Origin of the sequence: Calidithermus chliarophilus DSM 9957, from assembly GCF_000430045.1 — a bacterium.
In the GTDB taxonomy this organism is placed as follows: domain Bacteria; phylum Deinococcota; class Deinococci; order Deinococcales; family Thermaceae; genus Calidithermus; species Calidithermus chliarophilus.
On sequence record NZ_KE387023.1, the window covers coordinates 862,592 to 873,913 of the forward strand.

The 11,322-nt window shown below is 70.5% G+C and carries 8 protein-coding genes and 1 pseudogene; 6 read left to right on the top strand and 3 right to left on the bottom strand.

Annotated features, from left to right (window positions below):
- A pseudogene (locus MEICH_RS30015) lies at positions 1–806 on the bottom strand (tetratricopeptide repeat protein); the annotation flags it as partial.
- A 102-nt stretch (positions 807–908) separates the two neighbouring features.
- On the opposite strand from MEICH_RS30015, the gene MEICH_RS0104215 reads away from it, so the two are divergent.
- The 5 genes from MEICH_RS0104215 to MEICH_RS0104235 all read left to right on the top strand — a co-directional run bounded on the left by MEICH_RS0104215 (position 909) and on the right by MEICH_RS0104235 (position 9,568).
- Positions 909–3,623 (top strand): C1 family peptidase, encoded by a 2,715-nt coding sequence (locus MEICH_RS0104215; protein ID WP_027891568.1) that lies wholly within the window; start codon positions 909–911, stop codon positions 3,621–3,623.
- A gap of 77 nt (positions 3,624–3,700) precedes the next feature.
- Complete coding sequence (locus tag MEICH_RS0104220; RefSeq protein WP_027891569.1) at positions 3,701–4,354, top strand: hypothetical protein; 654 nt, start codon at positions 3,701–3,703, stop codon at positions 4,352–4,354.
- Between the two features lie 33 nt (positions 4,355–4,387).
- Entirely contained in the window at positions 4,388–6,205 is a 1,818-nt protein-coding gene (locus MEICH_RS26900; protein WP_051303898.1) for a M12 family metallopeptidase, read from the top strand.
- A gap of 198 nt (positions 6,206–6,403) precedes the next feature.
- Positions 6,404–8,293, top strand: coding sequence for a biosynthetic arginine decarboxylase (speA, locus tag MEICH_RS0104230; protein ID WP_027891570.1), 1,890 nt, complete (start codon positions 6,404–6,406; stop codon positions 8,291–8,293).
- Positions 8,294–8,521: 228 nt separating this feature from the next.
- Positions 8,522–9,568 carry a GGDEF domain-containing protein gene (locus MEICH_RS0104235; RefSeq protein ID WP_027891571.1) on the top strand — a complete coding sequence of 349 codons (1,047 nt, stop codon included), beginning with the start codon at positions 8,522–8,524 and terminating at the stop codon, positions 9,566–9,568.
- A 31-nt stretch (positions 9,569–9,599) separates the two neighbouring features.
- Here the strand turns inward: MEICH_RS0104235 and MEICH_RS0104240 are convergent, their stop codons facing one another.
- Complete coding sequence (locus tag MEICH_RS0104240; RefSeq protein WP_157202606.1) at positions 9,600–9,929, bottom strand: hypothetical protein; 330 nt, start codon at positions 9,927–9,929, stop codon at positions 9,600–9,602.
- Positions 9,930–9,978: 49 nt separating this feature from the next.
- Positions 9,979–10,593 (bottom strand): SCO family protein, encoded by a 615-nt coding sequence (locus MEICH_RS0104245; protein ID WP_027891573.1) that lies wholly within the window; start codon positions 10,591–10,593, stop codon positions 9,979–9,981.
- Positions 10,594–10,714: 121 nt separating this feature from the next.
- Between MEICH_RS0104245 and MEICH_RS23550 the strand changes: the two genes are divergently transcribed.
- A partial coding sequence (locus MEICH_RS23550) for an AfsR/SARP family transcriptional regulator (protein ID WP_036218288.1) occupies positions 10,715–11,322 on the top strand: 608 nt, incomplete at its 3' end.

Consider the following 11,322-nt stretch of genomic DNA (forward strand, 5'->3'; position numbering starts at 1 on the left):
AGCCCCGAGCGCCCGGGCAGGTAGCGCCCGCCGTGGCGCAGGGCCAGCTCGCGCAGCAGCGTGGTCTTGCCCATCCCCGGCCCGCCGCGCACCCAGGCCCACTGGCCGGGCTCGAGGCGGCCCAGGCGCTCCAGCTCGGCCCCTCGGCCGATCAGGCCGGGCTTGAGCCGCCCGCGGGCGGTCTCGGGGGTGCTCTCCAGGCGCAGGCCCAGCTCACGGGCCTCGCGCTCGACGGCCTCGCAGGCGGGGTGCTCGGCGGCCCGCAGCAGGCGGTGGAGGCGGGGCAGTTCCTCGGGCTCGGGGGGCGGGCAGCCCGGCAGGCGGTAGGCGGCCTCGGCCAGCCGCCCGGCCTCGGCGAAGCGGGCCAGGCGGGCCTCCTCCTCGGCCTGCCACAGCAAGGCGGCGCGCAGCTCGCGGGCCAGGCTCTCGCGGGTCTCCCAGACCCACTCCTCGAGCTCGGGCCCCGCCTCGCCCAGGTCCAGGCCCTCGGCGAAGGCGCCCCGGTAGAGCCCGAAGGCCTCGCGGGTGCGGCCCGCGCGCAGGTGCTCGCGCAGCTCCGCCGCGTCGCACCCCAGGCCCGCCCACACCCGCTGCTCGTCGGCCTGGGCCGCGCCCAGCTTGCGCAGGTGGTTGAGCGCCACCGCCAGGTTGTTCATGGGGTTGGGGGCCTCGGGCCAGAAGAGCTCGGCCGCGAAGCGCCGGGGCTTGGGGCCCTCCAGCGCCAGGTAGGCCAGCAGCAGCAGGGGCTTCTCCCGGCGGAATTTGCTGCCCTCGAGCTCGAGGCCGCCCAGGCTTTTGAGCCGCATGGCCCCAGCCTACACAAAACGATAAGGGCTCGTTAATGGCCCCCTGGCTACCCTTGGCGCAGGTTCGGAAGTGACCGGCCTGCGAACGGATAAGGAGGAGCCATGAAGACCCAGACGATCCTGGCAGCACTCACCCTGGCCCTGCTGGCGGCCTGCGGGGCCCAGCCCCAGCCGCCCGCCCCCGGCGACGCGCCCCTGCAGCCGGTCGAGCACAACGGCCGCCCGGCGGCCAAGCTCGCCGACGGGAGCGTGTACGTGCTCAACCGCACCCAGGAGGTGGAGGAGGCCCAGGCCTACTACAAGCGGCTCCTGGAGGAGCAGGAGCCCCAGGCCGCGCTGGTGAAGCCCGCCAGCCTACCCCCGCGCGCCGACCTGCGCCCCAACCAGACCCCCATCCGCGACCAGATGGGGCGCGGCACCTGCACCAGCTTCGCCAACACCGCGCTGCTGGAGGCCTTCTACAAGAAGACCTACCGCCTCAGCCTCGACCTCTCCGAGCAGTACGCCAACCACGTGCAGAAGATGGGCATCCTCATCTACCCCTCGCCCGCCGCCGCCAACCGCGAGAACGGGCTGGGCATGTGGGGCGGGGGCGGCGTGGGGTGGGGCCTCGAGCACCTCAAGACCTACCGCCTCACCGAGGAGGGCCTGCTGCCCTACGTCGGCGACGGCAGCTACGAGAACACCGAGGAGAGCGGGGACAACCCCTACGCCAAGTGGTACGAGGGCACCTACGCCCAGCGCTACTTCGGCGACTTCAACCTCAGCGACCGCCCCACCGAGTACCGCTTCCCCGACCGCCGCAGCCTCACCAGCCTGCCCCAGGCCGCGCTCGACCGCGCGGTGTACGGCCCGGTGCGCGTGCAGTACGCCACCGCCGCCGAGCTGCGGACGGTGGACTGGTTCAAGGCCCAGCTCGCCGCCGGGCGGGAGGTGGCCTTCGCCGTCGACCTCAAGGCCGCCGGCCCCGGCGAGGTCACGATGCGCGAGGGGGTCTGGCTGCCGGGCAGCGCGCCCTGGGGCGGCCACGCCATGCTGATGGTGGGCTACGACGACGCGCGCCAGGCCTTCATCGTCAAGAACTCCTGGGGCCGCGACGGCGCGGGCCGGGGCCGCCCCGCCGAGGCCGACCGCGACGCCGACGGCTTCGTGGAGATGGGCTACGCGTGGGTGACGCGCGGCCTGGTCTACGAGGGGGCGGTGCTGCTCGAGGCCCGCGCCCCCGAGACCTTCGCCCAGCCCACCCCCGCCGCCTTCGTGGGCCGCTGGAAGATGGACCACGACGGCTGGAGGGGCACCTTCGACCTCTACCACCTGCCCGGCACCATCGCCCGCCGCTGGCTCGAGGGCCGCGCCGACCTGCGCCTGGGCACCTACTACGGCCCCGACGGCGTAGCCCGCCGGGTCAACGGCGTGGTCTCGGGAAACCGCCTGGACTTCTGGCTCGACTGGGACGCCCCCGACCGCGCGGTCAACGAACTCGCCGGGATGCGCTTCACCGGCTATCTGCTCCCCGGCAACCGCACCCTGGCCGGCACCCTGCTCGACAACCGCGACGGCCGGACCTACGGCTTCTACCTCACCAAGGAAGAGCCCTTCCGCGGCAACGGCGCGGCCGGGGCGGTGGCCCTCGCCTCCCACAAAGGCCGCTGGATCGTCAACGACAACGGCGTGGTGGGGCGGCTGGACGTGAGCGACGTGACCCTGGGCAGCGGCGAGCTGCGGGCCACCTACGCCGTGGGGGGCAGCGAGTACCCCGTCACGGGCAACGTAGACCCCGCCAACCCCCGCCGCCTGAGCTTCCGGGTGCCCCTGCCCGGCGGCGAGCGGCGCTTCGAGGGCTACATGTTTAGCTGGGAGACCGGGCTGATCGCGGGCACCGTGGGCGGCAACGCCGGCTTCTACGCCTACCGCGAGGGCAAGATCCCCCTCAGCCTCACCATCACCTCCCCCCGCGAGGGCGGCAGCTACCCCTGGCGCCAGACCCTGGCCTTCAGCGCCCTGGTCGAACACGCCGAGGGCAGCGTGAGCGTGCGCTGGAGCAGCGACCGCGACGGCGAGCTGGGCAGCGGGGCCGAGCTGCGCCTGTCCACCCTCTCGCTGGGCGCCCACCGCATCACCGCCACCGCCACGGCGGGGGGCGAGACGGTGCGCCAGAGCCTCAACCTCACCGTTCGCAACGACAAGCCCACCCTGCGTATCCTCGAGCCCTCCGCCGCCCAGACCTACTGCGCCGGCCAGCCCATCGCCTTCCGCGCCGAGAGCTACGACCCCAACAACCCCCCCGACTACCGCCTGCCCGACGGCGCCGTCGCCTGGCGCAGCACCCCCGGCGGCCTCAGCGGCACCGGCCACGGCTTCAGCCAGGCCCTCCCCGCGGGCGGCTACACCGTGATCGTGCGCGGCACCGACGAGCAGGGCGAGTACGGCGAGGCCAGCCTCAACCTGCGGGTGGAGGAGTGCGAGAACGCCAAGCCCACCGCCACCATCACCGTGCCCAAGGCCGACCTCGAGGTCTACGCCGACAAATCCGACCAGCACGGCTGGTACTACGAGCTAGACCTGGCGGGCCTGGGCAGCGACCCCGAAGACGGCACCCTCAGCGGCGGCAGCCTGAAGTGGACCACCAGCCTGGCCTCGGTGCAGCCGGGCGGCTCCGCCGATCTGGGCAGCGGCGACAGCGTGCGGGTCAAGCTCTACACCGACTTCTGCGCCTCGCCCGCCCGCTACGAGCACCTCATCACCCTCACCGCGCGCGACAGTGCGGGCCAGATCGGCACCGACGTGGTGCGGGTGAGGGTCAAGCTGCTGTGCTGAAGCCCGAAACCGGGGGGTGAACCCGCCCCCCCGGAGCGTGAAGCTAGAATCGGCGTAACAGGTCAAAGGAGGTCGGGATGTCCAAGCTCAAGTTTGCGGCGTTGGCGGTGTTGGCCCTGGGCGTGGTGCTGGCGGCGACGAATTACCGCCTGGTGATCAACGGCAAGGCCGCCAGCACCCCCGCCATCGTGGTGGGCGGCAAGACCTACGTGCCCCTCGAGGCCCTCAAGGCCGCCGGGGTGGGCGTGAGCGTCTCGGGCTCCACCCTCAGCCTCACCCTGCCGGGCGCCCAGGGGCAGGGCGGGGCCAACCAGGTCGCGGCGCTGGAGGGCTGCGTGAACGAGTGGCTCTTCAACGGCATCTGGCGCTTCCGGGTGCTCTCGCTCGAGCCCCTGCCCGCCGGGGGGCGCGGGGGCTGGAAGGCCAGGGTCGAGCTGCGCAACGGCACCACCGCCAACAGCGCGGCCCTGGCGGGCACGGGCTGGCAGGGCCTGATGCTGGTGCTCGACGACGGCAACACCCTGGAGTCGCAGTACGTCGAGATGCGCGACAAGCCCTTCGCCCAGGGCACCGGCCTGGTGCAGGAGGCGGTGTTCTACTCCGACGACACCGCCAAGACCCCCACCAAGCTGTTGCTGCTGCTCGACCCCAAGAAGATGAACACCTCGCTCAAGATCCGCTACAGCGTCGCCGACCCCAGCTTCCGGGTGCGGCTGGACTGCCGCAAGTGAAGCTTCGCCGACGCACCGATCCAGGAGGCCGACATGTGGCGCAACGTATTGCTCACAGCAGGGCTGGCCCTCTTCCTCGCGGCCTGCAACCCGCCCAAGGAGACCCCGACCTACACCGCGGGCTCCCACCCCGGCTACGCCCCGGGCCGCAAGGGCGAGGTCAAGACCATCACCATCGGCGGCAAGCCCTTTACCTACGAGGCCATCGACGGCCTGGCGATCTACCAGGGCGACATGATCCTGGGGAGTGAGGCCCAGTTGATGCGGATGGCGGCTCGAGCCGCCGAGCCCGGGGTGGGGCCCCAGGGCGTGGGCTGCTCGGAGGGTTTCGGGGGCGACTTCGGCTGGAGCTGCACCCGCTGGCCGGACGGGCGGGTGCCCTTCGTGTTCGCCGACGACTGGGGCAGCGAGGCCAACAACACCGCCATGCGCTCGCGCATCGCGCAGGCCATCGCGCACTGGGAGGAGCACACCAACCTCGACTTCTACCACGACGCCGGCGGGCCCAACAAGCTGATCTTCAGGAACTCCGAGGGGTGCTCCTCCTTCGTCGGGCGGCGGGACGACCTCGTGGACGACCCTCAGAACGTCAACCTGAACATGGGCTGCGACCTCTCGGCCGTGATCCACGAGATCGGGCACGCGGTGGGCCTGTACCACGAGCACTCGAGGGAGGACCGCGACGGCTTCGTGCAGGTGCTGTGGGGCAACATCGAAGGCGGCAAGGAGCACAACTTCAACCGCCACGTCGACGACGGCTTCGACGTCGGGCCCTACGACTTCGAGTCGATCATGCACTATAGCTGCTCCGCCTTCAGCCGCAACGGCATGCCCACCCTGCAGATCCTGGCGCCGGGCGTCACCTGCGCCGACGTGGGCGACAACGCGGTGCTCTCCGAGGGGGACATCCTCTCGGCCTACCGGATGTACCTGCCCAGCTTCGCCATCGGCGGGGTGACCGAGGGGCAGAGCTTCCAGCGCAACGGCACCCTCAACCCCACCCTCACCGCCTCCGACCCCATCCGCCCGGCCTTCGTCCAGTGGTTCCTCGACGCCTCCGCCACCCCCTTCGGCAGCGGCACCTCCCCCAGCCTCAACCTCAACTCGCTCACCGTGGGCAACCACACCCTCACGGCCCGGGTGGTCATCAAGGGCGTGGTGGTGGGGGAGCGCAGCGTGGGCTTCAAGGCCACCAACGTCGACCCCACCGTCAGCGTCCTCGAGCCCGCCAACGGGACCACCGTCTGCGTCAACCAGAGCGTGACCTTCCGCGCCAGCGCGGGCGACGTGGACAGCCCGGGCTTCACCCTGCCCGACAGCGCGGTGAGCTGGCGCGTCGGCGCGGGCGCGCCCTTCGCCACCGGCAAGGAGGTGAGCCGCAGCTTCAGCCCCGCGGGCAGCTACACCGTCACCGCCACCGCCGCCGACGCCGACGGGGGCGTCGCCAGCGCCTCGGTGAACCTCACCGTGGTCAACTGCACCAACAACCCGCCCACCGCCACCATCACCAGCCCCGCCACCGACCTCGACGTGACCCCCACCACCTCCGACGCCAACGGCTACTACCACCTGCTCACCCTCCAGGGCAGCGCCACCGACCCCGAAGACGGCACCCTGAGCGGCGCCTCCTTGGTCTGGACCACCAACCGCGCCGACGTCCAGCCCGGCGGCCCCTCGACGGGCAACCAGACCCTGGGCACGGGCGCCTCGGTCGCCAACGTCCGGCTCTACACCACCTGCGCCTCGCCCCACTTCGGCACCGTGGACCACCTCGTCACCCTCACCGCCACCGACAGCGCCGGGAACACCGCCACCCGGACGCGGCTGGTCCGGGTCAAGACCCTCTGCTGAGCCCGGCCCCGCCCGAGCCCTCGAGCCCCCGAGGGGGCTCGGCTTTTCCGGCCAAGCCGCCCGCCGCGCGCTTCCCCTGGGCCGTGTGCACGGCGCCCTAGTATCTGGGGGGGCTTGGCCTTACACTTTTTCCTGTGCTAGGACGCGGAGCGGCGTCAAACCGTGCCCACGAGCCAGCGCAGGAGGCTAGGAGCGCCGTTGGAGAAACTCAAACGCTACACCGCCAAGGATGCTGAAGAAACCTACCTGGTGCCCCATTGGGCCGCCGGGTTTTTTCGTGTGGGCGAGGACGGGCACCTCGAGGTGACGCCGGAGGGCCCGGGCGGGCCCAGCGCCTCGCTGTACGAGATCGTCACCGACCTGCGCGACGAGGGCCGCCCCCTGCCGGTGATGCTGCGCTTCCCGCAGATCCTCGAAGCGCGGGTGGTCGAGCTCAACGAGGCCTTCCGCCGCGCCATCCAGAAATACAACTACAAGGCCAGCTACCAGGGCCTGTTCCCGGTGAAGGTCAACCAGCGGCGCATGGTGGTCGAGACCATCGCCAAGGCCGGCAAGCCCTACGCCCACGGCCTCGAGGCCGGCTCCAAGGCCGAGCTCGCGCTGATCCTGGCCCAGGACTTGCACAAGGACGCGCTCATCGCCTGCAACGGCTTCAAGGACGACGACTTCATCCGCCTGGCGCTGATGGGCCGCAAGCTCGGCCGCAACGTCGTCATCACGCTCGAGAAGTTCGCCGAGCTCGGCCGGGTCATGCGCATCGCCAAGCAGCTCGACGTCGAGCCGCAGATCGGCATCCGCTACAAGCTCAAGACCAAGGGCAGCGGCCAGTGGGAGGAGTCGGGGGGCGAGTCGGCCAAGTTCGGCCTGACCACCCCCGAGATCATGAAGGTCATCGACATGCTGGCCGAGGCGGGGATGCTGGGCACCATCGCCATGCTGCACTCGCACATCGGCTCGCAGGTCACCGACATCCGCCGCATCAAGCAGGCCGTGCGCGAGATCGCCCAGACCTACGTGCAACTGCGCAAGCTGGGCGCCCCGGTGCGCTACCTCAACCTCGGCGGCGGCCTGGCCGTGGACTACGACGGCTCCAAGACCGCCTTCTACGCCTCGGCCAACTACTCCCTCAGCGAGTACGCCGAGGACCTGGTCTACGTCACCAAGGAGATCTGCGACGGCCACGGCGAGCCCCACCCCACCCTCGTCACCGAGAGCGGCCGGGCCATCACCGCCTACCACAGCGTGCTGGTGCTCGAGGTCGTCGACACCATCCGCCCCCCGGGGGAGGAGAAGGTCGAGGAGCCCAAGGACGTCCACCCGGTGGTCAAGGACATGTTCGACCTCGCCCGCAGCATCTCGGCCAAGAACTACCGCGAGGTCTACCACGACGCCTTCTCCAACAAGGACACCCTGCAAAACCTCTACGACCTGGGCCTCATCTCCCTGCGCGACCGCGCCCTGGCCGAGAGCCTCTTCTACCAGATCGCCCGCAAGACGCTCAAATTCGCCCTCGAGCTCGACTACCCCGCCGACGAGCTCGAGGACCTGCAGAAGATGCTCGCCGACAAGCTGGTGTGCAACTTCTCGCTCTTCCAGAGCCTCCCCGACTCCTGGGCCATCAAGCAGCTTTTCCCCATCGTCCCGCTCTCGCGCCTCGACGAGCGCCCCACCCGCGAGGCCACCCTCGTCGACATCACCTGCGACTCCGACGGCAAATTCGACCGCTTCATCGACCTGCACGACGTGCGCGACACCCTGCCGGTGCACGAGATCCGGCCCGGCGAGGCCTACTACCTGGGGGTCTTCCTCACCGGGGCCTACCAGGACGTGCTGGCGATGAACCACAACCTCTTCGGCCGCATCGGCGAGGCCCACGTCACCGTGGACGCCGAGGGCTACGAGATCGAGCGCTTCGTCTCCGGCGAGAAGGCCCGGCGGGTCATCGAGAAGATGGGCTACGAGGACGGCGAGCTGGCCGAGGCGGTCGAGAAGCTGGTGCGCTCCTCCAAGCTCACCCCGGCCGAGAAGGGCGCGTTCATGGAGCAGTACGCGCGCGAGCTGGTGGGGTATACGTATCTCGAGGACTGAGCAGGGGTGGCAGTCGTACGCCGTACGCAATACGCCGAACGCCGAACGCCGAACGCAAGACGCCAGACGACTTGTTCCCCCCTTAGCAAGGGGGGCTGGGGGGATAAACCCTCCCCGCCGACGGGCAGGGATTCCTTTCGCCACAAGCCTTTAGCTGACGGCTGATCGCTTCCTGTCTCATGTTCCCTCGGTGTACCCGAGTCCGTAGTACCCTGAGACCAGAACCTTATGGCTTTTTCGCCCGTCGATCCTGCGGCCTTCGAGGCTAGCCGGCGCCGCACCGGGCTCTTGCTGCTGCCCCTGGCTGCCATGGCGACTGCCGGTGCCTGGCTGCTGAGCTATGTCAACCACAGCCTCAACCCGGTGGACCGCTGGTTCTTGCCGCTGCTGTCGCTCGAGGCCGTCGGGCTGACCGTGCTGCTGTACTTCCGCCGCTTCGGCGTGCGCGAGGTGGAGGCGGGCGCGCTGGGCGGGCTGGGGCTCTACCAGTTGCTGATGCTGCTGTACCTGGTCGTCAGCGGGGAGGTTTACCGCGACGGCTTCGGGGCCACCTCGCTGTGGTACCCGCTGATCTTCCCCCTGGCCTTCCTGGTGCTGCCCCGCGAGCAGGCGCTGCGCCTTTCGGTGGCCTACTACCTGCTGGGCCTGGTCATCGGGCTGGCGGGGATGGCCCTGGGCGCCGTCCCGACCCTGAAGGCGCTCAATTCCTTCGTGCAGTTCTACGTGGTGTGCGTGGCCTACCTGGTGCTGCTCGACATCTACGCCCGCGTGCGCGAGCAGTACTTCGTGATGCGGCACATGGCCCACACCGACCCCCTCACCGGCCTCGCCAACCGCCGCGCGGGGCGGGAGCGCCTCGAGCACGCCCTGGGCCGGGCGCAGCCGGGCCGGGTGGCGGTGCTGCTGGCCGACCTCGACCACTTCAAGGAGGTCAACGACCGCTACGGCCACCCCGTGGGCGACCAGGTGCTGCGCGAGGTGGCCTTCCGCCTCGACCAGGAGCTGCGCGAGGGCGACCTGCTGGTGCGCTGGGGCGGGGAGGAATTCCTGATCCTGGCCCAGGGGACCGACCTCGAGCAGGCCCAGCACCTCGCCCAGCGCCTCGGCCGCGCCGTGCAGGACGAGCCGGTGGTGGGCACCATCGGCGTGAGCCTGAGCTTCGGCGTGGCGGTGTTCCGGACGGGCGACAGCGCCGAGACCCTGGTCGAACGCGCCGACCAGGCCCTCTACCGCGCCAAGCACCTGGGCCGCCGGCGGGTGGAGCTCGAGGTCTAAGTTTCTCCCGGCAAACCCACGCCGGAGCTACCTAACGCAGGCGCGGCAGCAGGCGAAGGTGCAGGTTGGGAAGGGGCATCTCGCCGGCCGGGCGGATGACCTGCAGATGGTAATGCTTGTCCTGCGGTATCGGCAGCGCCCGGATCGCGTAGTCGCGCGAAGGGTCGGGGCTCCAGGTCCCGGTCTTGAACTTCGACGATCCCCCGAGAGGTTGGCCCGTCAGCCCCAGGGCCGTGTACAGGGGTGGGGTGAACGGCAGCGGCTCCGTAGGACCCGGGCCCTGCGCAGGAGTGCCACCCCCGCCCAGGGCTACGCAGCCAAGCAGGATCAGCCCGACCGAGCGGCGCAGGCGCATGCTCATCACCTCGGAGCCATTCTAGCTCGAGGGCGAGGGCCTTTGGTTAATGGGCTCAGCTTCCCTTGAGCAGCCAGCGTACGTCCTGCACCACCTTGTCGGGGTCTTGCTGGATCTTGGACTGGCCGTAGATGAGGCGGAGCTGGCCCTTGGGGTCGATGAGGAAGACGCTGGCGGTGTGGTCGACGTTGTACTCCTGGGCCGACTTGATCTGGGACTTCTGGTAGAAGACGCCGTAGTCCTTGGCGACCTGGGCGGTGGCCTCAGGGGTGCCGCTGAGGCCGACGAAGCTGGGGTCGAAGAAGCGCACGTACTTGCCCAGCGACTCGGGGGTGTCGCGCTCGGGGTCCACACTGATGAGCAGGACCTGCACCCTGGCCCGCTCCTCGGGGGTGAGCTTGGCGTAGACCCGCTTGAGGTCTTGCATGGTGGTGGGGCAGACGTCGGGGCAGTTGACGAAGCCGAAGAAGATGAACACCGCCTTGCCCTTGAGGTCGGAGAGCTTGTAGCTGGGGTTGTCGGCGCTGGCGAGGGTGAATTCGGCGGCGGGGCGGGGGTTGAGCAGGGGCGTGCCGTAGGGCTGGTAGCGGTTGAGCCGGGTGTAGGCGAGCACGGCCAGCAGGATGGGCAGACCGATGAACAGCACGAGTCCGGCGATGCGTCGGGCCATAGTACTGACCAGGATAAAGCGTGTTTATGAGGATGAATGTCATGCGGGGGGTCGTGCGCGACGTTGACCCGGAGGTTCACGTCCTGCCTCTGCCTCGTTCTGTCTAAAGTAGAATCGCGCGGTGACCTGGAGCTTACGCCTGCTGGGGCAGCCCAGCCTCACGGGCCAGGGGCGCACGGCGGGGCTCGAGCGCAAGCCGGCGGCCCTGCTGGCCTACCTGGCGCTGGAGGGGCCCACGCGCCGCACCCGGCTGGCCGGGCTGCTGTGGCCCGGACTCGACGAGGGCCCGGCGCGCAACAACCTGCGCCAGGCGCTGTTCAACCTGCGCCGCTTCGAGGGGCTGCTGCAAGGGGGCGACCCGCTGCAGCTCGGGCCGGGGGTCGAGAGCGACGTGGCCTTGCTCCAGGAGCGGGCGGCGGCCCCCCGCCCGGACGACCCGCCTCAGGCGCAGGGGGAACTGCTGGAGGGCCACGACTACGACGACTGCCCCGAGTTCGGGGAGTGGCTGCTCCACGAGCGCGAGCGGCTGCGGGAGCTGCGGCGGGAGGCGCTGGGCCTGCTGTGCGAGCGCCTCGAGCGCGAGGGCGGCCTGGCCGAGGCGCTGTCCTGGGCGCAGAGGCTCCTGGAGGCCGACCCCATCTCCGAAGCCTCGCACCGGCGGGTGATGCGGCTGCACTACCTGCTGGGCGACCGCGCCGCCGCGCTCAGGGCCTACCAGCGCTGCGCCGA

Bases quoted from the DNA above. Each gene is read 5' to 3' on its own strand.
- MEICH_RS0104215 (WP_027891568.1), top strand. From the start codon at position 909: ATGAAGACCCAGACGATCCTGGCAGCACTCACCCTGGCCCTGCTGGCG.
- MEICH_RS0104220 (WP_027891569.1), top strand. From the start codon at position 3,701: ATGTCCAAGCTCAAGTTTGCGGCGTTGGCGGTGTTGGCCCTGGGCGTG.
- MEICH_RS26900 (WP_051303898.1), top strand. From the start codon at position 4,388: ATGTGGCGCAACGTATTGCTCACAGCAGGGCTGGCCCTCTTCCTCGCG.
- MEICH_RS0104235 (WP_027891571.1), top strand. From the start codon at position 8,522: ATGGCTTTTTCGCCCGTCGATCCTGCGGCCTTCGAGGCTAGCCGGCGC.
- MEICH_RS0104240 (WP_157202606.1), bottom strand. From the start codon at position 9,929: ATGAGCATGCGCCTGCGCCGCTCGGTCGGGCTGATCCTGCTTGGCTGC.
- MEICH_RS0104245 (WP_027891573.1), bottom strand. From the start codon at position 10,593: ATGGCCCGACGCATCGCCGGACTCGTGCTGTTCATCGGTCTGCCCATC.